Annotated in this window: 36 protein-coding genes; 24 read left to right on the forward strand and 12 right to left on the reverse strand. The window is 56.4% G+C overall.

Features of this window, described 5'->3' with window-relative positions; translation table 11 throughout:
• The first annotated feature begins 51 nt into the window (after nucleotides 1–51).
• Nucleotides 52–306 (forward strand): hypothetical protein, encoded by a 255-nt coding sequence (locus DXY16_RS09035; RefSeq protein WP_115120860.1) that lies wholly within the window; start codon nucleotides 52–54, stop codon nucleotides 304–306.
• A complete protein-coding gene (locus tag DXY16_RS09040) occupies nucleotides 303–1,838 on the forward strand; it encodes an NAD(P)/FAD-dependent oxidoreductase (protein WP_115120861.1) in 1,536 nt (511 codons plus the stop codon). The genes DXY16_RS09035 and DXY16_RS09040 overlap by 4 nt, the downstream gene beginning before the upstream one ends.
• A 9-nt stretch (nucleotides 1,839–1,847) precedes the next feature.
• On the opposite strand, the gene DXY16_RS09045 is transcribed toward DXY16_RS09040, so the two are convergent.
• The 3 genes from DXY16_RS09045 to DXY16_RS09055 all read right to left on the reverse strand — a co-directional run bounded on the left by DXY16_RS09045 (nucleotide 1,848) and on the right by DXY16_RS09055 (nucleotide 3,278).
• Complete coding sequence (locus DXY16_RS09045; RefSeq protein WP_115120862.1) at nucleotides 1,848–2,219, reverse strand: hypothetical protein; 372 nt, start codon at nucleotides 2,217–2,219, stop codon at nucleotides 1,848–1,850.
• A gap of 93 nt (nucleotides 2,220–2,312) precedes the next feature.
• A complete protein-coding gene (locus DXY16_RS09050) occupies nucleotides 2,313–2,960 on the reverse strand; it encodes a class I SAM-dependent methyltransferase (RefSeq protein WP_115120863.1) in 648 nt (215 codons plus the stop codon).
• Between the two features lie 24 nt (nucleotides 2,961–2,984).
• Complete coding sequence (locus DXY16_RS09055; RefSeq protein ID WP_115120864.1) at nucleotides 2,985–3,278, reverse strand: TIGR02450 family Trp-rich protein; 294 nt, start codon at nucleotides 3,276–3,278, stop codon at nucleotides 2,985–2,987.
• 57 nt (nucleotides 3,279–3,335) lie between these two features.
• Here DXY16_RS09055 and DXY16_RS09060 point away from each other — a divergent pair, with 57 nt between their 5' ends.
• Nucleotides 3,336–4,004, forward strand: coding sequence for an NAD(P)H-binding protein (locus DXY16_RS09060; RefSeq protein WP_115120865.1), 669 nt, complete (start codon nucleotides 3,336–3,338; stop codon nucleotides 4,002–4,004).
• Nucleotides 4,005–4,364: 360 nt separating this feature from the next.
• Nucleotides 4,365–4,676, forward strand: a complete 312-nt coding sequence (locus DXY16_RS09065; protein WP_115120866.1) for a hypothetical protein — start codon at nucleotides 4,365–4,367, stop codon at nucleotides 4,674–4,676.
• A 212-nt stretch (nucleotides 4,677–4,888) separates the two neighbouring features.
• Here the strand turns inward: DXY16_RS09065 and DXY16_RS09070 are convergent, their stop codons facing one another.
• Nucleotides 4,889–5,296 (reverse strand): DUF1499 domain-containing protein, encoded by a 408-nt coding sequence (locus DXY16_RS09070; protein WP_115120867.1) that lies wholly within the window; start codon nucleotides 5,294–5,296, stop codon nucleotides 4,889–4,891.
• 56 nt (nucleotides 5,297–5,352) lie between these two features.
• On the opposite strand from DXY16_RS09070, the gene DXY16_RS09075 reads away from it, so the two are divergent.
• Nucleotides 5,353–6,042, forward strand: coding sequence for a peroxiredoxin-like family protein (locus tag DXY16_RS09075; RefSeq protein WP_115120985.1), 690 nt, complete (start codon nucleotides 5,353–5,355; stop codon nucleotides 6,040–6,042).
• A gap of 18 nt (nucleotides 6,043–6,060) precedes the next feature.
• On the opposite strand, the gene DXY16_RS09080 is transcribed toward DXY16_RS09075, so the two are convergent.
• Complete coding sequence (locus DXY16_RS09080) at nucleotides 6,061–7,032, reverse strand: bestrophin family ion channel (protein ID WP_244281619.1); 972 nt, start codon at nucleotides 7,030–7,032, stop codon at nucleotides 6,061–6,063.
• Nucleotides 6,986–7,513 (reverse strand): hypothetical protein, encoded by a 528-nt coding sequence (locus DXY16_RS09085; RefSeq protein ID WP_115120869.1) that lies wholly within the window; start codon nucleotides 7,511–7,513, stop codon nucleotides 6,986–6,988. Before DXY16_RS09085 ends, DXY16_RS09080 begins: the two co-directional genes overlap by 47 nt.
• Before the next feature lie 284 nt (nucleotides 7,514–7,797).
• Here DXY16_RS09085 and DXY16_RS09090 point away from each other — a divergent pair, with 284 nt between their 5' ends.
• The 4 genes from DXY16_RS09090 (at nucleotide 7,798) to DXY16_RS09115 (ending at nucleotide 11,619) form a co-directional block, all read left to right on the forward strand.
• On the forward strand, nucleotides 7,798–8,046 hold the full coding sequence (locus DXY16_RS09090; protein WP_115120870.1) for a hypothetical protein: 249 nt from the start codon (nucleotides 7,798–7,800) through the stop codon (nucleotides 8,044–8,046).
• Nucleotides 8,047–8,963: 917 nt separating this feature from the next.
• A complete protein-coding gene (locus DXY16_RS09100; protein ID WP_244281620.1) occupies nucleotides 8,964–9,611 on the forward strand; it encodes a tetratricopeptide repeat protein in 648 nt (215 codons plus the stop codon).
• A 438-nt stretch (nucleotides 9,612–10,049) separates the two neighbouring features.
• Entirely contained in the window at nucleotides 10,050–11,327 is a 1,278-nt protein-coding gene (locus tag DXY16_RS09110; RefSeq protein ID WP_371410894.1) for a Rieske 2Fe-2S domain-containing protein, read from the forward strand.
• Nucleotides 11,314–11,619, forward strand: a complete 306-nt coding sequence (locus DXY16_RS09115; protein ID WP_115120874.1) for a cupin domain-containing protein — start codon at nucleotides 11,314–11,316, stop codon at nucleotides 11,617–11,619. Before DXY16_RS09110 ends, DXY16_RS09115 begins: the two co-directional genes overlap by 14 nt.
• A gap of 15 nt (nucleotides 11,620–11,634) precedes the next feature.
• On the opposite strand, the gene DXY16_RS09120 is transcribed toward DXY16_RS09115, so the two are convergent.
• On the reverse strand, nucleotides 11,635–11,883 hold the full coding sequence (locus DXY16_RS09120; protein WP_115120987.1) for a DUF1651 domain-containing protein: 249 nt from the start codon (nucleotides 11,881–11,883) through the stop codon (nucleotides 11,635–11,637).
• A gap of 197 nt (nucleotides 11,884–12,080) precedes the next feature.
• Between DXY16_RS09120 and DXY16_RS09125 the strand changes: the two genes are divergently transcribed.
• The 3 genes from DXY16_RS09125 to DXY16_RS09135 all read left to right on the forward strand — a co-directional run bounded on the left by DXY16_RS09125 (nucleotide 12,081) and on the right by DXY16_RS09135 (nucleotide 14,710).
• Complete coding sequence (locus tag DXY16_RS09125) at nucleotides 12,081–13,355, forward strand: glutathione S-transferase family protein (protein WP_371410895.1); 1,275 nt, start codon at nucleotides 12,081–12,083, stop codon at nucleotides 13,353–13,355.
• Nucleotides 13,356–13,437: 82 nt separating this feature from the next.
• Nucleotides 13,438–13,755: a hypothetical protein gene (locus DXY16_RS09130; protein WP_115120875.1), complete on the forward strand. Its 318-nt coding sequence runs from the start codon at nucleotides 13,438–13,440 to the stop codon at nucleotides 13,753–13,755.
• 70 nt (nucleotides 13,756–13,825) lie between these two features.
• A complete protein-coding gene (locus DXY16_RS09135; RefSeq protein WP_115120876.1) occupies nucleotides 13,826–14,710 on the forward strand; it encodes an NAD(P)-dependent oxidoreductase in 885 nt (294 codons plus the stop codon).
• A 534-nt stretch (nucleotides 14,711–15,244) separates the two neighbouring features.
• Here the strand turns inward: DXY16_RS09135 and DXY16_RS09140 are convergent.
• Nucleotides 15,245–15,490 carry a chlorophyll a/b-binding protein gene (locus tag DXY16_RS09140; protein WP_170953903.1) on the reverse strand — a complete coding sequence of 82 codons (246 nt, stop codon included), beginning with the start codon at nucleotides 15,488–15,490 and terminating at the stop codon, nucleotides 15,245–15,247.
• Between the two features lie 50 nt (nucleotides 15,491–15,540).
• On the opposite strand from DXY16_RS09140, the gene DXY16_RS09145 reads away from it, so the two are divergent.
• From DXY16_RS09145 to DXY16_RS09160, 4 genes are all read left to right on the forward strand, one after another.
• Nucleotides 15,541–15,969 carry a nuclear transport factor 2 family protein gene (locus DXY16_RS09145; protein ID WP_115120877.1) on the forward strand — a complete coding sequence of 143 codons (429 nt, stop codon included), beginning with the start codon at nucleotides 15,541–15,543 and terminating at the stop codon, nucleotides 15,967–15,969.
• A 121-nt stretch (nucleotides 15,970–16,090) separates the two neighbouring features.
• Nucleotides 16,091–16,336 (forward strand): DUF1830 domain-containing protein, encoded by a 246-nt coding sequence (locus tag DXY16_RS09150; RefSeq protein WP_115120878.1) that lies wholly within the window; start codon nucleotides 16,091–16,093, stop codon nucleotides 16,334–16,336.
• A gap of 50 nt (nucleotides 16,337–16,386) precedes the next feature.
• The gene (locus DXY16_RS09155; protein ID WP_115120879.1) at nucleotides 16,387–17,025 is read left to right on the forward strand and encodes an alpha/beta fold hydrolase; all 639 of its coding nucleotides are present in this window, start codon (nucleotides 16,387–16,389) and stop codon (nucleotides 17,023–17,025) included.
• A gap of 144 nt (nucleotides 17,026–17,169) precedes the next feature.
• Nucleotides 17,170–17,352 carry a hypothetical protein gene (locus DXY16_RS09160; RefSeq protein ID WP_115120880.1) on the forward strand — a complete coding sequence of 61 codons (183 nt, stop codon included), beginning with the start codon at nucleotides 17,170–17,172 and terminating at the stop codon, nucleotides 17,350–17,352.
• 101 nt (nucleotides 17,353–17,453) lie between these two features.
• Here the strand turns inward: DXY16_RS09160 and DXY16_RS14785 are convergent, their stop codons facing one another.
• The gene (locus DXY16_RS14785) at nucleotides 17,454–17,609 is read right to left on the reverse strand and encodes a hypothetical protein (RefSeq protein WP_170953904.1); all 156 of its coding nucleotides are present in this window, start codon (nucleotides 17,607–17,609) and stop codon (nucleotides 17,454–17,456) included.
• A gap of 1 nt (nucleotide 17,610) precedes the next feature.
• Here DXY16_RS14785 and DXY16_RS15020 point away from each other — a divergent pair, with 1 nt between their 5' ends.
• From DXY16_RS15020 to DXY16_RS09175, 3 genes are all read left to right on the forward strand, one after another.
• A complete protein-coding gene (locus tag DXY16_RS15020; RefSeq protein ID WP_115120881.1) occupies nucleotides 17,611–17,790 on the forward strand; it encodes a hypothetical protein in 180 nt (59 codons plus the stop codon).
• Between the two features lie 156 nt (nucleotides 17,791–17,946).
• The gene (locus tag DXY16_RS09170; protein WP_115120882.1) at nucleotides 17,947–18,831 is read left to right on the forward strand and encodes a GNAT family N-acetyltransferase; all 885 of its coding nucleotides are present in this window, start codon (nucleotides 17,947–17,949) and stop codon (nucleotides 18,829–18,831) included.
• Between the two features lie 393 nt (nucleotides 18,832–19,224).
• Nucleotides 19,225–19,545 carry a hypothetical protein gene (locus tag DXY16_RS09175; RefSeq protein WP_137007081.1) on the forward strand — a complete coding sequence of 107 codons (321 nt, stop codon included), beginning with the start codon at nucleotides 19,225–19,227 and terminating at the stop codon, nucleotides 19,543–19,545.
• A gap of 203 nt (nucleotides 19,546–19,748) precedes the next feature.
• Here the strand turns inward: DXY16_RS09175 and DXY16_RS09180 are convergent, their stop codons facing one another.
• A complete protein-coding gene (locus tag DXY16_RS09180) occupies nucleotides 19,749–20,018 on the reverse strand; it encodes a hypothetical protein (protein WP_115120884.1) in 270 nt (89 codons plus the stop codon).
• A 288-nt stretch (nucleotides 20,019–20,306) separates the two neighbouring features.
• Here DXY16_RS09180 and DXY16_RS09185 point away from each other — a divergent pair, with 288 nt between their 5' ends.
• The 3 genes from DXY16_RS09185 to DXY16_RS09195 all read left to right on the forward strand — a co-directional run bounded on the left by DXY16_RS09185 (nucleotide 20,307) and on the right by DXY16_RS09195 (nucleotide 21,751).
• Nucleotides 20,307–20,660: a hypothetical protein gene (locus DXY16_RS09185; protein ID WP_115120885.1), complete on the forward strand. Its 354-nt coding sequence runs from the start codon at nucleotides 20,307–20,309 to the stop codon at nucleotides 20,658–20,660.
• 58 nt (nucleotides 20,661–20,718) lie between these two features.
• Entirely contained in the window at nucleotides 20,719–20,928 is a 210-nt protein-coding gene (locus DXY16_RS09190) for a Nif11-like leader peptide family natural product precursor (protein ID WP_115120886.1), read from the forward strand.
• 301 nt (nucleotides 20,929–21,229) lie between these two features.
• Nucleotides 21,230–21,751, forward strand: a complete 522-nt coding sequence (locus tag DXY16_RS09195; RefSeq protein ID WP_115120887.1) for a hypothetical protein — start codon at nucleotides 21,230–21,232, stop codon at nucleotides 21,749–21,751.
• 72 nt (nucleotides 21,752–21,823) lie between these two features.
• Here the strand turns inward: DXY16_RS09195 and DXY16_RS09200 are convergent, their stop codons facing one another.
• Nucleotides 21,824–22,126, reverse strand: coding sequence for a thioredoxin family protein (locus DXY16_RS09200; protein WP_115120888.1), 303 nt, complete (start codon nucleotides 22,124–22,126; stop codon nucleotides 21,824–21,826).
• Between the two features lie 111 nt (nucleotides 22,127–22,237).
• On the opposite strand from DXY16_RS09200, the gene DXY16_RS09205 reads away from it, so the two are divergent.
• A complete protein-coding gene (locus tag DXY16_RS09205; RefSeq protein WP_244281638.1) occupies nucleotides 22,238–22,645 on the forward strand; it encodes a hypothetical protein in 408 nt (135 codons plus the stop codon).
• A 24-nt stretch (nucleotides 22,646–22,669) separates the two neighbouring features.
• A complete protein-coding gene (locus tag DXY16_RS09210; RefSeq protein ID WP_115120890.1) occupies nucleotides 22,670–22,876 on the forward strand; it encodes a hypothetical protein in 207 nt (68 codons plus the stop codon).
• On the opposite strand, the gene DXY16_RS09215 is transcribed toward DXY16_RS09210, so the two are convergent.
• Complete coding sequence (locus DXY16_RS09215; RefSeq protein WP_115120891.1) at nucleotides 22,873–23,100, reverse strand: hypothetical protein; 228 nt, start codon at nucleotides 23,098–23,100, stop codon at nucleotides 22,873–22,875. The two genes, DXY16_RS09210 and DXY16_RS09215, sit on opposite strands and share 4 nt — an antisense overlap.
• Nucleotides 23,101–23,196 lie beyond the last annotated feature (96 nt).

Consider the following 23,196-nt stretch of genomic DNA (forward strand, 5'->3'; position numbering starts at 1 on the left):
TGCAGCCTATAAGTGAAACAGGATCACGTCTTTGGTGATCGGGGTTGACCTATGACCAGGTGCGACTGCGATTTGGCTTTGATCGGAGAAAGGCTCGCAGGCACCTCTGTGCTCGCCTCCCATCCCCTGCCAGCGGCATGGCAGGGGTGTGAATGGTTTCCGCTTGGCTTCTGCGGTAACTCGATCAAGGCTCCGGGTGTTGCCACGGCGCTTCCCTTGGCCCCATCGCCCATGGGAAGCGCCGTGGATCTGGTCTCTTGTCTGCTTGCTCAATCAAGCCTTTGCTGCGATGGAGGTCGGCGATGACGCAAGAACGCACTGAGGTGATTGTGATTGGCAGCGGCATCGGCGGGCTGTGCTGTGCGGCCCTATTGGCGAGGGCCGGTCATGAGGTACTGGTGCTGGAAGATCATGCAACTCCCGGTGGTGCAGCCCATGGTTTCAATCGTGCCGGTTATCACTTCGAATCGGGCCCATCGTTATGGAGCGGTCTCAGTTGCTGGCCCAGCACCAATCCCCTGGCCCAGATTCTGCGGGCCCTTGATCAACCCCTTGATCTGATCACCTATCGCGATTGGGACGTGCTGTGTCCCGAAGGAGATCTGCGCATCGGTGTCGGCAGCAGCGGCTTCGAGCAGGTGGTGAAGAGTCTGCGTGGTGCTCCGGTGCAAGCAGAGTGGCGAAACTTTGCCAAGGCCTTGCAACCGGTGGCTGCCGCCGCCGAGGCCCTTCCCTTGCTGGCCCTTCCCCCCGGGGCTGATGCCATGGGAGCGTTGTTGCGGCGTGGTGGGCGCCTGCTTCCCCATCTACCGGCTCTGCGTCATCTGAACGGGGCGTTTGGTCCGCTGGTGGATCGCCATCTCCAGGATCCGTTCCTACGCCATTGGGTGGATCTTCTTTGCTTCTTGATCAGTGGCATGCCGATGGGGCAAACAAATGCCGCAGCCATGGCCAGCTTGTTCGCTCAGTGGTTTGAGCCGCAGGCTTGTCTGGATTACCCCAAGGGCGGTAGTGCCGCTGTCGTTCATGCACTGGTGGAGGGTCTGGTGCGGCACGGCGGTACGTTGCGCTGCCAGACCAGAGTGCGGCAGCTTTGTCTCGACGGCGACCGCGTCTGCGGCGTTCAACTCAGCAATGGCGATCGAATTGGTGCCGATGCTGTTGTGAGCAATGTCGATGCCTGGGGAACGGTGCAAATGTTGCCGGATGGGGCCGCCCGGCGCTGGCGCAAGCAGCTTGAGATGACCCCGGCTTGTGGTTCTTTCCTCCATCTTCATCTCGGCTTTGACGCCAGCGGCCTCGACCCCCTTCCCCTGCATCAGGTGTGGGTGGGCGATTGGAATCGACCGATTGATGCCGAGCAGAACACGGCCGTGTTCTCGATCCCCTCCGTGCTCGATCCGGCGATGGCACCTGACGGCCACCATGTCCTGCACGCCTACACCCCGGCGAGTGAGCCATGGCATCGCTGGGCCGAGTTGGAACGGGGGTCCGCTGCTTACAGAGCGCTTAAGCAGGAGCGTTGTCAGTTGTTTTGGTCAGTGTTGGAGCAGCGGATCCCCGATTTGCGCGATCGCTGCCATGTGGTGATGGAGGGCACACCGCTGACCCATCGTCATTATCTCAACGTGCATCAGGGGAGCTACGGACCTGCACTCTCTGCCGCGAAAGGGTTATTCCCAGGCGTCAACACTCCCCTCAAGCAATTGTGGCGTTGCGGTGCCAGTACGTTCCCGGGGATCGGCATCCCGCCTGTGGCAGCCAGTGGTGCGATGGCGGCCCATGCGATCGCTGGGCCGCGTGTCCAGCAGCAATTGCTAGACACGCTCGGGCTTTAATCCGACGGCTCAATCGCCTGAACGGGATCTGGAACCGCCCAGGAGGGTCAAGGCACCGAGGCTGCCCAGCAAGACCCCGACCCCGGCTGAGATGGCCACGGAGAGAAGGGGCTTCTCCTTCACTGGCTGTTGCAGCTTCGGCCGCAGGGTTTCATCCAGTTCGTGCAGCTTGAGATCCAGTTTTTTCTGGAGCGGATCGATCGCATCGGCAACCTGGCGGCCCTGCTCACTCAGGATTTGACGCATCCGCGCCACGTTGAGTTGGCCTGTTCCCGCAGCCGCTTCGTTGCCGAGAGGGTCTGGCCTGGGTGGTGCGGCTACCCCTTCGTGTCTTGGCTCCTCCATGGTGTCGTCGTAGAGATGCTTGTCGATGGGAGCCATGGCCTTGTCTCCTGGAACTTGATCCCGGGCTAGCCATGGTCACTTCGTCTGCCAACGACTCTCATCATTGACATGGGCGTTTGGTCGTCACGGCTACTGCTTACTGGCCGTCACGGATAAGAAGGGATCCCCTTGCCCTCCCAGAAGTCCCATCATCCCGGTCGCCTTTGTCTCCTCGGCGATTCGGATCGGGTCGCTCCAGCCCTGTGCTGTCAGCACGTCGCAAACGTAATCAAGATGTCCACGGTCATCAGCCTCGGTCCAAATCTGAGGGGCTTTGGTGAAGAACATTCGGTTGGAGAACGACACGATCACTTGGCCTCCAGGCCGCGTGATGCGAAGCAGCTCGGCGGCCACTGCTTCCGGGTATTGCAGGTACTGCCATCCCGCCACGATCAGGCTGGTGTCGATGAAGTTGTCCGGAAGTGGCAGGGTCTGTTCGAGGTTGAGGTTCTGCATCCAGTGACTGTCAAGTCGAGGATTGGCAGCCAGCTCCTGTCCGTTGAGGCCGTGGCCAATGACCCGCTCATAACGGATGTCGTCGGGGAGGTGGGAGACCCATGACGACATCAGATCCAGCAGGGTTGCCGTGGGGTGAAGCCGCTCTCGGTAGAGCTGGGTCAGGCGCTGCCGGAAGCCGGCATCGAGGTGATGAACAAAGCGGGGATCGCGATAAAAGACCGCGTCGTCATCGCTGTCCAGCTTGATGCGCTGGGCCTGGGTCAGCACCTGGGATACCAAAGACAGTCCTCACCGATCTGCGCATCATTGCGAAGCTTTGGCGTTGTTGTGGCTGCTGGGATCAGCGTCGGCTTCAGGCCTCTCGGGCCTGGACGTTTCCACTGTTTCTTGTGGGGGGATCTGTTGCCAGCCGCTGCTCCACTGCTCTCGGTCGCAAAGATCTCGCCAAGCAATTCGCCTGCGGGTGCTGGCGTCGAGAACAGCCTCAAGTTCCACCCACCGTTCGTTTCCACGCCCTCCCTGCATCACCAGGCGGAAATGGCGATAGCCCCCCACAGCCTCCTGGCTGGTCCACGCTTGTGCAGGTTTCCAACCCATGGCAACGCTGGCGGCGGTTGGTGTCGGCCGTTAGCGTCGCATCCCTGCCTGCAGACCATGACGCTCAACGTTGCCATTAGCGGCGCTTCCGGCAAAACCGGGTATCGGATTGCTGAAGAAGTGCAGGCAAGGGGAGATCGACCGAGATTGTTGCTGCGGACTGATTCCAAGCTCCCCGCTTCGCTGTCGAGCTGCGATCAACACAGGTTGTCGTTGACGGATTCTTCAGCCCTGGATGCGGCCCTCTCCGGCGTGGATGCGCTTGTGATTGCCACAGGAGCTCGTCCTTCGATCGATCTCACCGGGCCGATGCGCGTGGATGCCTGGGGGGTTCAACGTCAGGTTGAGAGCTGCCTGCGGGTGGGTGTGCGTCGGGTGGTTTTAGTGAGCTCGCTTTGCACCGGTCGTTGGCGTCATCCCTTGAATTTGTTTGGCTTGATTCTGGTGTGGAAGCGCGTCGGCGAGCGGGTGCTTGAAACCAGCAGTCTTGACTGGACGGTGGTGCGACCTGGAGGCCTTTCGGAGCGCGAAGAAGGGATTGAGGCTGAAGGAATTCGCTATTCACCAGCTGATCAGCAGGACAGTGATTCGATCCCACGCCGTCTTGTGGCCCGCTGCTGTGTCGATGCGCTACACACGCCTGCCGCGATTGGCCGTGTGATCGAGGTGACGAGCGGCATAGACCAGCCTTTGATCAGTCTGGATGAGGCGATTGCCACCTGGTGAGGCTGACTCTTGGATGGCCATCCTTTGCGCTCTGAATGCTGAGCGGCAAAGAGGGGCGGTGGCTCCTCTCTTCATGATCGAAGACTGACTCATTTCTTCTAAATATTGCGAAGGTTATTGGGCTCTTCTCCAAGCCTCGGCAAGCTTTTTTTAATGAAATTAGGCGCTGATGATGTCTGTGGCGTTTACAGGGTTTTGGGGATTCACAACGCTGCTTGCACCCTTGATGCACTGGCTTCGGTTTCACCCTTCAATGCTAGGGATTAGGGGTTAAAGAGGGCTGGATTGTTTTCGGTAAAGAGATAGGCTATGGAGATGGCGATAAGTCGCCATGAACCATCGAGGAAACGGCCGTTGACCATGCAAATCACGCCAATTCTTCTTTTGCTTGCTGCTGGTTTTCTCCAGCTCTTTCAGTCGATATTCTGGCTTCTGATGAACTCCCTCCAGCCAGAAATGGATTGGAAGCTAATGCACGTGATTGGTACTGTTGTGCCAAATGGATTGATTGTTTTGTTGGCCTTCATCGCGCTTGTGGTGTCGGTCATCGCGTTGGTGCGCCGACGCTACTCAAGTCAAGGCCTGGGCTTCGCCGTGACAGCGTTGTCGACCACAGTCTTTGTCAGTCATGCAGTATTTAGTGTGATCGCCATTATGAGTTTAATCCGGTAATCCAGTGCTGAGCTTGGTGATGCATCGTCGATGCTTCTGGCACAGCTTTACGCTGTGCTTGTTTTGATTGCGCCTGGTTGGCTTGATGATTGCCTTTGTCTCGTCGCTTTTGTTGTCTGCAAGTAGCAGGATTGATGGCTGTCATTGTATCTGAGGTGTCGAGGGTTGGTCTTCAGAATGCGGCCTTCGCTTGGTCAAGGCTGTTCCGTTCTTCAGCTCAGTGCTTCAGCCATCGCGTCAAGACGTCGGGCGTTGACGCCAAGGTCTGAGTCTCCGAGTCGTGATTCTGATCGAGCCTCGATGAGGCCTCGTGAGTTGTCGGCATGCACTTCAATGTCATCCACAAAGCCAAACAGGCTGCTGCTTGCTGTGGCATGCAAATAGCCCAACTCGGAGTCAGTCGTGACCACGATTGTGCGTGGAGTTGTCTGCAGGTTGTGCTCCAGGGCTGCGAACGCCGCTGTGGTGTCGTTCACGGGCCATTGTCTCTGGGCACAGTGAGCTGGGCTTGGGCATGGCCGCAGGCTGTCTCCCTGGAGGCCTAGATCCGCAGGAACAGGTCCAACCAGGTGCAGTAGGGCCAGAAGCCAGGGCAGGGTGATGGCAAGCAGAGCGGTCATCGCTGTCGGTCTTGAACTGGATCGGCGATCATGCCTGGATTCGATCACCGGTGGGGATGCAGGCACCTCAAGCATTACTGAAGCGGTTGGCGCTGGTCGAGGGCATGGAGCCAGGCAGCCGCAGGCTTGTGATTGTCTTTGGCCAGCTTGGCGACTTTGATTCGATTGAGTACGCCCAGGCTCTCGTTCCTCTGTTGCCTTTATTGCATCAGTCAGGGCTGAACCTGTTGGCCATCGGCATCGGTGATCAGGGCAGTGCTGACCGTTTTTGTTCCTACACCAAGCTGCCACGCACCCATCTTCAGGTGGATGCTGACAACTGTCTGCATGGACAGCTAGGGCTTTATGCAGGCCTCCAGGTGCCTGGCGGTGCATGGCCCAACTTGCTGATGATGTGCGCCGGCATTGGTTCCCCAGGCACGTTGGCGGAGGTGGTGCGGGGTTATACAGGCGATCGTTCTGCCCCCCAGCGCTTGGCCACCCCACTGTTCCGCTTGGCGGGTGGTGAGGGATTTCAGCGGCCCTTTGAGCTCGCCAGTGTTCGCTTGCAGAACATGGTCGAGGTGCTTGGTCAATGGCGCACCTACGTCCCTTCTGATGATTGGCTCACTCAGCGTGGTGGAACCTTCCTGCTCGATGGTGACGACAGCGTGCTTTATGAGCATCGTGATCGGGGCATCCTCGGCTTCTCGGAAACGATGGCGAGGCCGCTGCAGTTTTTGGAGCCCTTTCTGGCGCAGGCTTGAAGGCTGACGCACACTCGCTCAGCTCCAGCGGACGGGATCGCGGCAATCATGGTGGATCAGATGATCGAACTGGTCCCCGAGTAGATCGCGACTGATGGTCAGACAGATGGTGTTCAGCGGAAGCGAGAAACTGCTGCCGTCAGCATCGAAAGGGCCTTCCACATAGGCACCAATTCGTTCTGCCATCAGAAAGCAAGTGAAGATGGCAACGCCAATCAGGATGCTCGGCCAGCCACTTCCCTGGCGGTGAAACTCCACCAACACCTCCCAACCAAAGACCCAGTTGATCAGGCGCACAAACACGTCATAGGACGCTGGTAGTGGAGTATTGCGGATGCGCTCTAGCCCCCCAATCGCATCGGTACAGGCGTTGGCCACCGTCATCAACTGTTGGCGACCCCAGCCATCGATCCATCCCTCTTGATGCAGGCTTTGCACAGCTTTGGCTCGGGTCTCCGACAACTCACGCAGCGTGGCTGTGGTCGGCAGCCTGAGCTTTGCGAGCAGCCCATCCTGTAGATGCCTCAGGTCCCTATGCCAGAAGTTGCGCAGCTGGAAGTTGAGCTGCCACACCATTGCCACCTGCAGCGTGAGCAGTTTCTGTCCGTTTTGGGATCGAAGTTGCTGACGGCTTAGTAAGGACGTCAGGTTGTCATTCCAGTTGCGGCTGTGATTGACGACTGATCCCCAGAGTTTGCGGGCTTCCCACCAACGATTGATCGCCTGGGTATTGCGGAAGCCGATGAAGATCGACACAGCAATGCCCAACGTGCGAATGAAGCTTTCGCTTTGAAACCATTCATCTGGCAACAGGTTGCTCAGTACGAGGCCACAGAACCCCAGCAACAGCAGCAGATCGAAGCGCATGCGCCAGAGCAGCTGGGCCAGCACCATCGAGTAATCACGGCGGCGTGTTTTGGGTGGATCGCCGTACGGTCCCTCATCAACTCGCATGGATTGGCGCGACGTGTCCGCTGGTTGGTTGGCCATTGTCCATCTTCTGATCCAGGCTCCAGAGCGCGAGGCCACCCCCACGGCCCCTTGCTGCCAACCAGCCATTGGTGTCGCGGTTGATCAATGCAAAGAAGGGGCGTCGACCTGGTGCAGGTGCGTCGAGGCTGCGCTGGATGACCGGGCGATCCCAGGCGTGCAACTCCAAGCGGTTGAAGCTAAAGGTCAGTAAGGGGCGTGGCCCTTCCAGCGCCCCCTCTCCCTCGAAGCGCAGTTCGAACGGTCCAAGCCTGACCGCATTTCTGATCTGGAGGCATTGTGACGACACCGCCGTGATGTCCAGCCTGGCCTGGAGACCCCGCAGGCTCCAGTTGCTCAGAGCCGCCGTCTTGATGCTTCCTTTTGGCCAAACGTTCTGCAGCATCCAGCGGCCATCAAGGTCTTCTGCCTTAATGCTTGTGCCGTGCTGACGAACGTGGCGCTCCATCGCAAGGAGCGTCTGAGCATCGTGCCGAGTCATCACTGCAGAAGAAGGGCCATGGCCGCGATCATGCCTCGTCCTCCTGAGCTGGCATGCATCCAGCTGGACAGAATGGTCAGCATTTGCTGTCTACCACTTGTATTTCTCGCTTTTGACTTGACCAGTCAAGAACCAGATAAATGGCGCCCAGATCGCGATAGAACGAGCAAAGCGGTTGCAGAAAGTTGTTCCGCATCTCTGCAACCCCTGGCACCTAGTTGTGAGAACGAAGTGGGCTGAGCGGAAGGTCCTGGCTAGTAAGTGACTCAGACCCTTAGACCGCTATGACCAACGCTCGTGATTTGATTAATGCCCATCTGTATCCAGTGCTGGCAACACTAGGCACAATTTTTTTGGGTATCGGGATGGTTAATGCCATCCAGATCAATCAGAAGATGGGATCAATTGAAACAGAAGCGAACTATTTTAACCACTGCATGAAGCATCATATTGAAGAAAATCCTAAATATCTGTTGGACGAGATTGTTGTTCACTGCAATGGCAGTTATAGAGAGCCTAAGACCTCTTTGTAAGCGAAAGGTCTTGGCCGGAAAAATAAATAAGCGGTGGGCAAGTCTTTTGCCTATGATGAATGACGTTTAAAGCTTCCAATCAAGTCTATGCTGGACTTAGTGCCAAGCTATTATCTTGTCTTTCTTGCTCTTGGGCTTGCTGCGATCGTGGTCGTGCTCGTCTACTCATTTACCCGCACAACAAACTATGAGGTGCAAGAGCGTATGAAGAGAGCGCAGCAAAGGCGAGAACGGCTCAACAACGACAACAATTAGCTCTATGCGGAATCAATTCGATAGGTATCTCTCTCTATTTAAAGCCCGTTGCCCTTCTTCTTCTTCTTCTTCTTCTTCTGGTCGGTTTGATTGGATGCAATGGATGCCGCTACCAAGCGGAGGCTGAACCTATGGTGATTCAAGTGCTTCTGCTAGCGCCTCTATCATTCATATTGTCTCTTCCGTATGATATTGGCTTAGGTAAAGTCTACTCTCGTCAAGCTGCATACTCTGCTTGCCAGCGAGCTGCTAACAGCAAAAATGAGGAAGTTCGTGTTATGTATGCTTGCAGAGAGGATGATGCTAATCGGCAGTTCCTGCTCCTGAAATTTAATCCGCTCGACATAGGGAATCCGAACAGGTATACAGCGATCGAGCACTTCTGCTACTGAATCAATCAGTCGAATAAGTCATCGCACCTGTCGGCGTCGGTACGTTCGAAGCCTTGTCGGAATCCTCCAGGCAACGCATCAATAGTTGTCTTCTTAGATATAAGTGCCCTTGTGCACTAATGCCGTTCAATTGATCCTGGCTGTCCCGGGTATGTCTATTATTGTTGTTTAAACGATTTTGGGAAGATGTCTCTTAGGCCTACTGCTCTTGCTGCTGCGCTGTCTGTGCTTGCCCTTGGGTCTCCATTGATTTCCGGTTGCACGAATCCCTTGGCAATCATCTCTTCTAGCCGTGGCGCGGAAAAGTATGAGCAAGGAGATTATCAAGGGGCAATTGCTGATTTCACAAGAGCGATTGAGATTAATCCACGGTATGCCGATGCTTACCTCAAGCGTGGAAATGCCAAGGATGAATTAGGTGATTATGAAGGAGCAATTTCGGATTATACAAAGGCGATAGAGGTGAATCCGCGGTATGCCGATGCCTATTATAATCGTGGTGTTGTCAAGTACGATCTAGAGGATTACCAAGGAGCGATTGCCGATTACACAAATGCGATAGAGATCGATCCGCAGCATGCCGATGCCTACAATAACCGTGGCAATCTAAGGTCTAGTTCAGAAGATAACCAAGCAGCAATTGCTGACTTTGACAAGGCCATAGAGATTGATCCGCAGGACGACTATTACTATTACAATCGTGGCAATTCTAAGTTTAATTTAGAAGACTACCAAGGCGCCATTGCCGATTATACAAAGGCAATTGAGATTAATTCGCAGGATTCCGATCATTATACCAACCGTGGCATTGCGAAAGAATTGGCAAATGATCTTGAGGGTGCTTGCGGTGATTGGAGGCGGGCCGTAGACCTTGGAGATCAGAAGCCTGTCGAATGGGTCAAGTATCAGTGTTCATAGTTATTTCTATGTGCCTGGTTGTTGATGCTGATCAGATCAGATGTTTCTGATCTTCTTTGTGCTCGTGATCCCATCCCCAATCCATCCAACCCATTCGTCTGTCTTCTTTGCCTTCACTGGCTTTTCGAGAAGGTTGAGCCTTGTTCTCCTGTTGTCTTTCCCTCGTGGTAACGCCAAGTGGTTCAACACAGGTATCGACAGCGTTTGCTGTATTGAGTTGTTGTCTGCGGTATTCGCCCTTCCCGTTGCGCTCCGTGTAGAGCCAAATAAAAGGACCTCTCTCGTCACAGAGCACTTGCCCTTTACCGTCTAAGGCCTTGGTTTTCGTGTGGAGCTTTGGCGTCAGAAACTCGATCGCAACCAGACAAGCTCTCAATTAATCCATCTAAAAGCCAGTGGGGAACGGATCTCCCTTCCTGGACAGAGCAGTGGTGGCCAGTGGCTTATTTGCGCGATCTCGATCCCGCAAAGCCGCATCGTTTCACCCTGCTTGATCAAGACTTGGTGCTCTGGTGGGATCGTTCGCAAGAGCGATGGTGCGCCTTCCCCGATGTCTGTCCCCATCGTCTGGTGCCTTTGAGTGAAGGACGGCTGAATGCGGATGGCCAGCTCGAGTGCCCGTATCACGGTTGGAGTTTTGATGGTGCAGGGCGGTGTCAGCGGATCCCCCAGGCCGAGGCAGGTACAAGAAGCGATAGCGTTCGCGCCCGTTGCATCAGCCTCCCTTGCAGCAGCGGACAGGGTCTGTTGTTTGTTTGGAGCGGTGATCCCAGCTCAGTTGATCCGGAGGCCGTGCCTTTGGTGCCGGCACTGGACATGTCCGCGGACACTTGGACCATCCAGGACACCTTTCGGGACCTGCCGATGGATGCCCTCACCTTGCTGGAAAACGTGTTGGATGTGAGCCATGTGCCCTTCACGCACCATCGCACTGTTGGACGACGCAGCAATGCTTCTCCAGTCAGAGCAAGGATCAGCCATGAAGACGCTGATGGCTTTTCAGCCGTATGGGACGAGGGGCCTCGCCTGGGGTCGCTGGGGTCGCAGTTCACCACCTTTCGTGCCCCCCAGCTGATCTGGCATGACCTGGACGCCAAGGGGTTCGCCCGCATCCTCACCGTGGTGTACGCAGTGCCGACACGCCGTGGCGAATGTCGATTGTTTGCCCGCTTCCCTTTTCAATTTCATTCGTGGTTGCCGCGGTTGTTGGTTGGTGCCAGACCTCGTTGGTTGCAGCACATCGCTAATCACAAGGTGCTGGAAGACGATCAGGTGTTTCTGCACCATCAGGAGCGGGTTCTTGATGCTGCAGGGGGCAGTGCTGCAGCAACCCGTGCCTTTTTTATGCCCTGTCAGGCCGATGTGTATGTGGCCGCTCTGCACCGTTGGCTGACGGCCCATGGCGGAGAGCCTTTTGATGGCGTTTCGTTGCCGCCGCGCCAGAACCTAGATCTCTTGATGGATCGCTATCACAGCCACACTCGCCATTGCCGTAGTTGTTCGACGGCCTTGAGACGGCTTCGTGCTCTTCGCCCTTGGTGCTGGGGCATTCTCTGGGTGTCTGCAGCCCTGGTGGGACTGGGGCAGTTCGGGCCTCTGAGCTGGTGTGGCCTTTTGCTTGGCCTGCTTGCTGGATTGCTGATGCGTCAGTGCAGGCGCTGGGAGCGGGGCTTGATTGCCGGTGACGGGCAGGCTCCGCGCAATGATGAAGGTTGATTGTTCCGGTGTCGGATCTGTGGCGATCAATGTGATCTCGCCATGCTCGGAGAGCGTGATCGTTGCTTTGGGTGCACGCGATTGGCCGATCTGGGCTTGTGAGGTGAGCACCTTCCCCTGGCAATACGACCAGCGGGAAACCTGCTTGCTGTTGGAAGGGGAAGTGACGGTGACGCCTGACGGTGGAGAGCCGGTGCGATTCGGCGCTGGAGACCTGGTGGAATTTTCCGCAGGCCTTTGTTGCACTTGGGATGTCACTAAGCCAGTGCGTAAGCACTACCGCTTCGGTTGAGGCGGGTGGGGTTGCTCAAATGTCGACATCGGCTCCCCACTGGGGAATGCAGGTGCGCCAACCCACCCGCAGCAATTCCTGCCAAAGCAGCTCGGCCGTTTCGCGGCGGAGGTGCACCCTGGTTTTCAGCAATGGGGCTTCTCCAGGAACAGGTCGCCCTGAATCCACGAACACGCGAGGATCCTGGCCCCAGCTTTTTTCGTCGGCATGGAACCGTTTGGTTTCGCTGGTGCGGGGATCCTGGATCCAACCATGCCTTGGCATCGCTTTCGTGGGGTGATCGCAGAGGTGCGCATCCACTCCTCGGCTTTGAACGGGGCGTAAGGGGAGCTGGGCGCCATGGGCCTGCTGCTGGTACGCCTGTTCTACTCGAGTAGTACAAATGTGTCAATCGAGGTCGCGGCTGGTTGCTGCTGGTTGCTGCTTGTCTGCTGGGCAGGCTGTCGTCCCTGGGCGCCATCATGGCGACCTCATCGAACACCTTCGTGATGCCTGATGTCGCGTCTGTTGATCAGGCCCTGCACTGGGATGCACTTGAGGCGATGGCCCCAGCCTTGATCGACCGGATCAACGGTCCCACCAATGCTCAGGCCACTCTGCGCCTCTTCGGTCAGTCCGAGGCATCCGTGAGGGTGACGCTGTATCGGGATCATCATGCTTGGTGCCCGTACTGCCAAAAGGTATGGCTCTGGCTTGAGTTCCGGCGGATCCCTTACCGGATCCGTAAGGTCACCATGCGCTGTTACGGCCCGAAGGAGCCTTGGTTCACCTCCAAAATCCCATCCGGGATGCTTCCGGCCCTGGAGCTTGATGGCCGGCTAATTACCGAAAGCGATGACATCCTCCTGGCTTTGGAGCAGGCCTTTGGTCCGCTTGGAGCATCAATGCTGGACCGGCGGGTGCGGGACCTGCGGCAATTGGAGCGTTTGCTGTTTCGTGCCTGGTGCATTTGGCTTTGCTCCCCTGGATTGACCGAACGTCAGGACCACAAAGCTCGCGAGCAGTTCCAGGCCATCGCGCGGCGGATGGAGCAGGCTCTGGCTCGGGGGGGAGGGCGTTGGCTCGATCCAGACGCCCCGCTCGCAGAGGAACCCGGCAGCGCTGACTTGGTGTTTGTTCCCTATGTGGAGCGCATGAACGCGTCGTTGGCCTACTTCAAAGGCTTCGGCCTGCGCAACGAACATCCAGGCATTGATTCTTGGCTGAGGGCCCTTGAACAGTTGACGACCTATCGCGGCACTCAAAGCGATTTCCATACCCACGCCCATGACCTTCCACCGCAGATGGGGGGCTGCTGGGAGAACGGCACGGCGGAGCAGCGTCGCTGTGCCGCTGCGATCGATGTTGGCGAAGGTTTGGCCTGCTGGGAGCGCCATCTCGTTGACGATGACGTTGATTCCGGTGCGGCTGCACTGCTTGCGCTTGAACCGGTGCTTCGCCATCGCTTCACCCTGATGGCCCGCAATCCCCTTGGCGTCGCCTTTGATCAGCCCCTGCGCGCTGCCCTCACATTGCTGTTGCATGGCACTCCGGTCATGCCGATGGCCGGCTCCGCCTTGGGCTTGCGTTACTTGCGAGACCGCATCTGCGTTCCTCGCGACATGCCCCTGCTCAGCGGTCGACTACTGCGCCAGGCCCTTGAGCAAACCGCTGCTTTGGATGGCGATCAGCAGCCTGAGGCGATTCCTCTTCAGCATCGATTTGATCAGGATCCGCGCCCTTTTTTGACTGAGTGACCAGGATCACAACGGCACGTGATCACCATCAGCAACGTTGGTTCAGGCTGCCGTGAAGGTGTGAGCAATCGCTCCGCTATCGATGGCCCGCACTCCCAAGGCTATTTATCGCTGTCCCCACTGTTTGAGCATTCGCGCCCAGGCGGCTGATCTTGGCGGCAGCTGTCCGAGTTGCTTCAAGCCACTGCCAGCCGATCTTGCGCCGGCCTATTTCGTGACCGATCCCAACCCTCACCGAGGTTCGTCGGCAAGGTCAAAGCTGGGCATGGGGGTGCCGTTGAAACTGATTGCGGGCGTTGTGCTTGCTGTCAGTTTCCTGCCTGCACTGGCTCCCGATCCGATGCCGTCGCCTTCAAGCCCTGCGGAGATGGTGACTCTGATGTCCCCCCATCCTTCCTGACCAACCCACCATGTTTCACAGGCTGCCGCGAGGCAGGGGATGATCGGCAGCACGCAGACGCTCTGTTTCGATGCTCAAGATTGCTCTTCTCGGTACAGGCTTGCTGGGCGAGGCGATCGGATGCCGTTTGTTGCACCAGGGTGTGAACCTTCACGTCTGGAACCGTCGCTCTGAGAAATGTTCCACGCTCGTGGCAGCAGGTGCGCAGCCGATTCAGCTCTTGGCTGGCGCAGCCAAGAGCTGTGATGCCGTGATCACGGTGCTGCGTGATGGGCCGGTGACTGCGGAGGTGGTTGCTGGTCTTGGCGATCTTGGCGGTGCCTGTTGTCTGCCGATGGGCACGATGGGGATCAGCGAATCACGGCAGCTGGAATCACAGGTGCAGGCGCAGAATGGCCGCTACCTGGAAGCACCAGTACTCGGCAGCAAACCGGAGGCTCTGGAGGGCAGGCTGTTGGTGATGGCGGGGGGAGATGGGGCTCTGTTTGAGGCGCAATTGCCGCTATTGCGAATGCTGAGCCAAGATCCGAAGCTGATGGGGGCGACGGGCTGCGGGGCCGCTAGCAAGTTGGCCCTGAATCAGTTGATCGCCAGCCTCACCCATGGCTATTCCCTGGCGCTTCGCTTGGTTCAGGCCTCTGGGCTCGATATTGAACGGTTCATGGAGGTGTTGAGGCCGTCAGCGTTGTATGCACCGACCGTGGACAAGAAGCTGGTGCGGATGCTTGCCCACGACTACGCCAATCCCAACTTCAGTACAGCCCTGTTGCGCAAGGATCTTGCCCTTTTCTTGCGTGAGGCTGATCTGATCGGTCTTGAGGCCAGCGGTCTCCAGGGCTTGATGACTTTGCTGGAACGAGCGCAGGGATCGCCGTTGGATGGGGATGACTATTCAGCTCTGCATGAGCTCACCGCCCCACAGCCTGATCTCAACGCACCAAAGGCAACACTGTGATCCTGCGTTCGAACACTCGTGCCGGCGAGGCAAAGCAGAGGAAGGCTCTCACGCTTCAGAGGCCTTTGGGCTGAAGAGGAGGCGATCAGGAGTGGAGCTTGTTCCGAGCGAAACAAGCTCCATCCCGACTCCGAGTGAAGGCCAGGGAGCATCGTCCTAACCAACCATCGACAGGGAGCCTCCACTCCCTGTGAAAAAGCTAGCGCAGCGGCGGGAATATGAGTTCTGCTGTTGCGCAACCGCAAGGTCGGCGCCTTGGTATGAAGCGGCTGCGCCGCTGCTTGGCTCCCTGGCCCTTCGTTGCACTTCAGCCCAGAGTGGGCGATCGACGTGTTTGTCGATGCATGCGCCTTGACCTTGAGGTCTTAGGGATGAGTCTTAAGGATTGACTTCATTCCTTTGGGTATCAATTGATGCGTTGACTGCATTTTGCTGTTCTGATGCAATCACTTTTGCTCTCTTCCCAGCAGCATCTCAATCAGGCTCAGCCTCGAATTGAGGCAGTCTCTGGTCAGTTTTTGATCAGGTTGTGATTTACAACGAGAGATACCAGCGGACCATCGCCATCACTTGACCTGCGGGTCCATGTCCGCTCACGAGTTCGCCGATCAAAGCAGCTGCGAAGCCCAGCATGGCTACGCGTCCATTGATCAGCTCCACCATGGTTAGAGCACCTGTGTTCCAAGGGCGACGCGTGGTTAGTCCCTCTCCAAAGGGTTCGTGCGGTTCATAGCTGTAGCCAACGTCTGGCACGGATCGAATCTGCCGATGGAACGCCATGAGCCTATGCGGATCCGTCAGGATCTGAGCCAACTGTTGTTGGATGCCCCATGTCAGCCGTGTCTGCTGATCAGCTCAGAGAGCTGTTCACCAAGCCCTATGGCTTACCTGCCCCGTCCGAAGAGCAGTGGCGAGCGCTTTATGCCAACGATGTGCATTTTCAGGATCCCACCCAGGAGCGTGTCGGCGTCGATGCTTACATCGCCGCTCAAAATGGATTGATCAGGCGCTGCGATGACGTCTACCTCTTGCCGACAGCCGTGGCCGTGGACGCTGATCTTGCATTTGTGGAGTGGGAGATGGGCCTAAAAATCAAGGGCATCGAATTCGTTTACCCAGGTGCAAGTCGCCTGCGTCTCAATGGCGACGGAAAAATCTGTGACCATCGTGACTATTTCGATTTCGTTGGCCCCACATTTGGTCCGGTGCCTCTGGTTGGTGGATTCGTTCGCTGGCTTTACAAGCGTTTTGTGGACTGAGTCCTGCAGGCTGAGATCAGGTTTCTGGAGAAAAATGGAAGACTTTTGTTTGTTGTTGCTGATCTGACAAAAACTCCTTCTGATTTCGGAGATTGTCACGACACGACTCGCACCCTTTCTGATGGAGGACTGTCTTTACTGGAACGAATCACCCAAAATGGTGGTGTTGAAGTGTATCGGTGCGAACAACTTTTACTTGGAGAAAGTTGTGATGCCAAGCGAAATCTTTGGCTTCAGAGCACCGATCGATGCCAAAGTTGAGATCTGGCAGATGGCTGTTAATGGACAGCTGCTGAGCGTTCGCGGTGATGTTCGCGATTTTTTGTCTAGAGCCAGGGCACCACTCCCCAACCCGATGGTGGCCTAAGCGCCTTCTTGTTTCGCCATTGAGGTGACTCGAGAAGGAGAATCAAGCCCATGAGCTCACCTCTCCTTCTCGACGGTGCTTCTGATGCACCGCTCACCTTCCTTTTGGCCCATGGTGCTGGTGCTCCGATGGACAGTCCCTTTATGGCGGCAATGGCTACGGGCTTGTCCCAGCGGGATTGGGGTGTGGTGCGTTTCGAATTCCCTTACATGCAGCGCTCCCGTCAGACAGGCAAGAAGGCTGCTCCTGATCGCTTTCCAGTTCTTGAGGCTTGTTTCCACGAACAGATCACTGCGCTCGTGGATCGTCCTGGGCTGATCATTGGTGGCAAGTCCATGGGGGGACGTGTGGCCAGCCAGCTTTTGGAGCCGCTTGGTCCTTCCAGCAATGTTCGAGGCTGCGTTTGTCTTGGCTACCCCTTTCATCCTCCGGGTCATCCGGAGAAGCTACGTACGGATCATTTGATGGCGCTTGCATCGCCGCTGCTCGTGCTTCAAGGCGAACGCGATACGTTCGGAAAACCCAAGGAGGTGGAGGGCTATCAGCTGCCCGCCGCGATCAGCGTTGCGTGGATTCCAGACGGCGACCACAGCTTCAAACCGAGGAAAAGCTCAGGACGCTCGCTTGACCAGAATCTTGCTCTGGCGATTGATCGGATGGATGGCTTCGCCAAACAGCTTCTGAGTTGAGATCAGTTCTGGTTGGCTGACGGCCGGGGGTAACGAGACAAGAAGATTTCCCCCTGTTTTGTTTCAGTCACGCTTGCCCGACTCGCTAGTGGTGCCCTTGCCGAAGGAGATTGCAGGAAACCGGGGCTTACGCCAGGAGGAGCGATGGCTAGCAGCCTGAAGGAGGCTGTGCGGTTGATCAAGAAGGGGTTGCTGAATGCCCTTCCTGACCGATCCGCTGGCGAGACCAAGCGCGATTACACCAAGCGGGTCATCACCGAAACAACCGAGGAAGCCTATGAGGTTGTTTGTGGTGTTGCTGGGTGCGTGCTCAGAAAGAAGGAATGAGTTGATCGTCATTCCGCCGTTGTTCTTTTGCGGCCTTGGCGCGTTGGCCGCAATGTCTGGTTGGCAGCCATGTCTCATTGGCAGCCATTGCTCGCAGCTCGTCAATAGCTGCTCTGGGGCAGGGTGAAGCCACCCTGCATGTGTTGCACGTCAAGCATCACGTAGGTGAGCCACAGCAGCAGTGCCGCAATACCTGAGCCAGCCGCAACCTTGGCGATGTTGCGCAGCAGGATTTCAACCAGGCTGACATTTTTCAAGGTGGCTCAACAGCAGATCTCATCCTGCACGATCCTGCGTCTTGCCAGCGGCTTTGATGCTGAATTGCCCCAGGCTCAGCCTGCTGGTCACGATGGGTCTGGCCGCAAAGTTGCAGAACTGGTGGACCGGAGCGTGATGGCGACGCCATCAGGGCAATCAGCTTCCAGCGCCTCTTCGTGACCACCTCTTCCGTCAGGCATTGGACCGCATCGTCCGAAACAGTCTCTGAGAGGGCTGTTTCGTATCGCGTCTCAGCCCGGTTGCGATCAGCACACTGTTGTGTGGAAGGCCGCTGCATCGCTTGCCGACAGGTTGGCCTGACTTCAGGCTGAAGAGATGGCGTCCTATCTCAAGATCCGCACCATCAATCGGGCCGATGTGCCGTTGATGACCAGCTGGGCGCGACAGGAGGGTTTTGCTCCAGGCAAGGGTGATGTTGGTATCTATCGGCATACGGATCGCCAGGGTCTCTGGGTGGGATGCCTCGGCGGTGAGCCGATCGGCTGCATTGCCGGCGTTCGCTACAACCTTGTTTATGGCTTTATCGGGCTTTATATCGTTCGGCCTGATCACAGGGGCCAGGGCTACGGCAAGGAGCTTTGGCAGCACGCTTTGGATCACCTTGAGAGTGTTGCCTGTATTGGCCTGGAAGCTGCGGAGGATCGCATTGATGATTACTCCCGTTGGGGTTTTCAGCCCGCTTCTCCAACCATTCGTTGGCGCACCACCGCGGCGCCAACCTTGGGGAGCAGCCCAGACCTACCGATGCCTGATGGCTTGCGACTGTTAAGCGGCGATGCCATCCCCGAGCCAGCCCTCCAGATCTATGACGCTCAGCGGGAGCTGAGCCCGAGGCCCCATTTTCTTTCGGACTGGTTGCACCACCCAGCCGGCTCTGTCGTGGCTTTGCTTGATCAGCATCAGGCTTGTCATGGCTTTGCTCGCATCCGCCCCTGTCTGCTGATTGACGGCGAAGGCTGGCGCATCGGCCCTCTGCTTGCCGATTCGCCTGAACTGGCGGAGTTGCTTATCCGCGCGTTACTCCAAGACCACCCTGGTGTTGTGATTATCGATTCGCCTGGGGGTAATCCGTTCGCGTCCCCCTTGATGGAACGGATTGGGTTTGAACCCTTCGCCCGCACGCTTCGCATGTATCGGGGGCGCATCCCCAATCAAGGGTTGGAGGATGTGTATGGACTGGCTTGTCTTGAACTGGGCTAATGGCGCTGTTTCTATAACGCTTCAAAGTCGGCCGATGGCCGTTCCCTCTGGAGAGCCTGTCGACCGGCACCGGCACCAGGTCTAGGTCTTCGCGATCGCAAGCAGATGATAGTTCTTATGAATCGCCCAAAACTTCGGCACAGCAGTGGTTGTGGATCGTTGTCAGTGCTTGCCTTTAAAACGTGCGCTTACACATCTGTGGGGTAAGCCACTGCAGGATCTCACGGAGTAACGCCCTCAGCCAGCTTCTTCACTTCGTCGTTCAAGTACTTGGTGCTCAAAGGCTGCTCTCAGCCCTCTATGGGCACCCACTCTGGAGCAGACATCGTGGCTGCCTCTGCAACAGCACTAGTCGATATGGCCTGACACTGTGCTGTCATTTTCCCAAGCTCCATGCTAAATCATTGGAAAGATGATCAATCAATGAAAGTTTTTCTACTGCTCACCGGTTTTTTGCTTGCCTTGCCTGCCCAGGCCCAGCCAGAAGAAATTGAACCTTATTCTTATTGGTTCGGTTTTACCGGTGGTGCAGCATCTACGGCTTGTCAATTAGCAAAAGCAGGACTCATCGATGACGAAGTCGCCAATGGCTTTTTATCAGCTTATATTGAGTCAACAGTTAATGATTCAGATACGAGAAAATATGAGAATGTGCTTCGGCAGGCCATTGCCAAGGTTAGGGAAAACCCTGACTGCAAGAATCTGCTTAGGTGAGTTGTCGGTCAAAATCAGAGGTGTATCTTTTTGTGGCTTTGTGAGTCTCCAAAATAGCTTTGATGTGGCTGTACGATCTGATCAGTTTCAGAATGATTGTAGTTGATTCTGGCTTTTGAGTTGCCGTGAACCAGCTAAAAGCCCCGTTTTTGGCGAGGCTTGATCGAGATGCTTTTCGGGACAAGTGTGGTTTCATTAATCTGTTAAAAAGGCAGGTCGTCTGTGCAGCCTCCTTCTTTAACCTTAGTCGAGTTGTCTGGGCAGTTTGCGTCTGGATGGTTGCCATGCTGATGAGAAGAGCCTGATTGGCAAATAATGCCTTTTTCGATAAGGTCCTTGGCACTTTTGCCTCCTGTGATTTGATCTTTAAGCCAATCCCAGGCTTTACGCACGTAGTTGCCACCGTTGAGTTGTGCCATTTCTTCAATAGAAATCTCTTGATCAATGGTTTCGCTGAGGAACGAGTTGGTCATGGTTCTTTGTTGGTGTGAGTTGATTCGAAGGTGATCCCTCCGACTCACATACCATCGCCGTGATTGGCACCCGATTTATTGATCTGCTTCAATATTTGCTGTGATCTTGGTCACACCATTGCCTTGCTGTCTGTACCGATTGCTTTGGCTGGAAAGCTCAATATCGCAATTAATTGAGGCTGATGGTTCCATTTTTAAGCTCGCGACAGGGAGTTTGCTGTTCGTTTTTGATGCTTCCCCTGCTGGCTTGCACCCGTAGAGCCTGTTTTGGGTTGATTAAGCTGGGGTATGAGCGACGCTGCTAGCCGACTCAAAATTGAACAAGAGCTGGCCAAGGCCCAGGAGCTTGGGCGCTGGCAGTCCGATGACGAACGCGAAGCTGAAGCTCAGGCGGAGCGTGAAAGCCTGGCGCAGCAGAAACTTCAGGCCTCTTTGCGCCTCCGGCTCGGGGTCGTCACCATCGTTTGTTTGCTGATTCCGCCTCTTTGGCCGGTTGCCCTCGCCCTCACCCTGTATCTGCTCTTTCCCCGAAGTGCCTCGCGGCTGTTTGTGGCAGCTGGCTTAGGCGCGACCGTTTTGGTTTTGGCGATGCTTGGACTCTCTGTTCTGTTGGTGTTCTGGCTCGTGATGCTTTTCTTCTAAGGGGGCTGGCGGAGGTGTTGCCCCCAGGGCATGGTGGGTGTTCAGGCAATGCACAACCATGAGCTGGCATGAGCTCGAGCGTTTGGTGAGCGATGTTGAAACCGATGGGGTGATTCGACGGGCGATGAAATGTTGCCGCTCCCGCCATGAATTCGTGCTCGCTGCTCGCCGCCTTGGCTATCGCATCACACGGATTGATCTGCAATTGGCCTTAGAGGAGGAACAACTTGAACAACGCAAGGGCGATGATCAATTCTTGGTCTTGTAAAGGAGACCAAGAGCTGCTCGTAGCAGTGAGTCGTGAGCCAGAGAAGATTTGTTTGATCGCTTCGATGTTGTCTTTTTAACTCCGTTTTTTGGTTTGACTTAACGGATGACCGTTCCCCTGGCGTCTGCTCTTGGCCTGATGAGTACGACGGTTTTGAAACGACTGCCAGTCTGCTGGGTGTGGCTGACGTCACGACGTTGCTCCGTAAGCATCGTTCGAGACTGCAAGTAATGGCGCCCATCACTGCGCGGGGCTGAAATCGATCAGAATGTGATGTGACGAGTCGGTTTGAAGCTTGCGAATGGTGCGCTTGTTGTTCAGTGTGATGATCGCCTTGGTGATGCTGACCGCCTCTGTGCAGCCTGCCTGGGCAGCCGATCTGAAACTCACGTCAGTGGCCCTTGCTGCTTGTGATCAGTCTGATCCTGGCGCCCAGCCTGCGCCAAGTGGAGATCCACGACGTTCCGGGGTGAGCCGAACTGCTGGTGCCAGCTGTTATGTGCTCTCCGGCATGGTGACCAATCCTGGTCGACGTTTTGTGTATGACACCGATGTCTATGCCCGCATTCTCGATGCCAGCGGTGAACCGGTGCTTCAGAACCGCACCCGAGTGGGATCGATTGGAGATGTCGAGCCTGGAGTGCATCCCTTTGCCTTGCGGCTTGCGGTTCCTTCCGGCACCCCAGGCCCCTTTGAGGTCTCCAATGTTCGAGCTCGAGGCTTTGGTGCGCCGGTGCGCACCCGCGCTTCCGACGAGGACGAGTTGTTGCCCCTCGAGAAGCAGGTGATGGACATCGAGGACCCTGGCATCAATGCCCTCTGAGCTTGTCCCCAGGCGTCCTCCTTGCTGTTCACGTTCGAGCCGTTCGGCTCAAGCCTCCCTAGGGGAGGAGATTCATGCGTCTAGTAAGGCCTGAAGTTTGGTTCGAAAGTCACCCTTTTGCATGCCGCCTTTGAGTTCTCCATGAATGGTGAATTCGGCCTCTGGATTGCTCACCAGTAGATAGGTCGGCCATCCCATTCCTTCCTTATTTGGATATTGAGCCAGCAGCACTTTGCGATATTTGCGATAAGCGTTCGTGTCTTGCATCATCACCGAAACGAAATCACAGCCAAGCTCTTCAGCCACTTTGGCGTCGTAATGGCTCATGCGATGGCATGTGCCGCAATCTTCCGAGCTGAACTTGAGAAGATGCATTGTGATCCTGCTATGCAGCACAAAGCTAGCCAGAGATGGACGGGTGGATGCTCTGATGTTGTCAGCCGAGAAGGGGTCGACTAAGACCGAAGGGCCTTCTATTTGGAACGCATGCGTGGGTTGTTGATCGCCGCCGCGATTGCGCTGTCGGCGTTGTCGCCAGCGGCCATGGCCGAGCCGGCTGCCGAGCTTTTGGGCGCTTTGCCGGATGCCGTGAAAGCAGGACTTGCTCCCCTCTTCAGCGGCAATGCCATCGGTCAGGCCGGTTTGAATGGCCAGCTCCAGGGCACACCAGACTCCGTCTTCTCGATGGTCAAGCAGGCACTGGCCAACGCTGGTTACAGCGAACAGCCGATTCGTACAACCAAAGCTGGTTGGGGCTTTTCTGCCACCTGGGCAGTCCCTGCCGGTGTGAGCGTTGATGCCACGCCAGCAGGGAAAACTGCTGTACTGGTCACCCAGGCCACGGCTTTGGGGCCTGACCGGGTCAACCTCAACATTCGCTTCGAGGGGATTTGACCTGATAGAACTGATGCTGGACGCATGAGACGCGTGGCTATTCAGTCAGTTGTGTTGACTGTGTCGACGCCGATGGGGTCGTCGATTGAAGCTCTTGGCGATGGTCGCTATCGGGTCTGCGATGGCGACCATCGGTGTGCAGAGGTTGTGGGGCTCTGGTTTGCCGGTGAGATGGTTCGGGAGATGGAGCTTCACCACTGTTCTCCTGAATCCTTGCGAGGAGAGTTTTAAGGCTCCGGATCAGGCAGGCTTTTGATCATTTCGGTGGCTCGGGTTGGTTCAAAGCTGCGTTGGTGGATGATCCACTTGGTGGCCGCTTTCTGGGTTTGCCAAGCCTGAAGCAGCTGCTTAGCCAGATGTCTCAGCTGAGCAGGGTCGCTGGTGGCGTCGAGGGCGCGATTGAAGTGTTCCAGGTGGAAGAGCTGTTCAGTGCTCAGTTCGATTCCTGACGACATGATTCCCTCCAGAGGATGCTGTGAAGGTATCGGTCTGAATCCGAGGGGCTGTAGCGATCTCTACCGCTCAGGCGTTGTGTCAGTATTTCAAGTTGT

It is taken from the genome of Synechococcus sp. UW105, assembly GCF_900473935.1.
Classification (GTDB): Bacteria; Cyanobacteriota; Cyanobacteriia; order PCC-6307; family Cyanobiaceae; genus Synechococcus_C.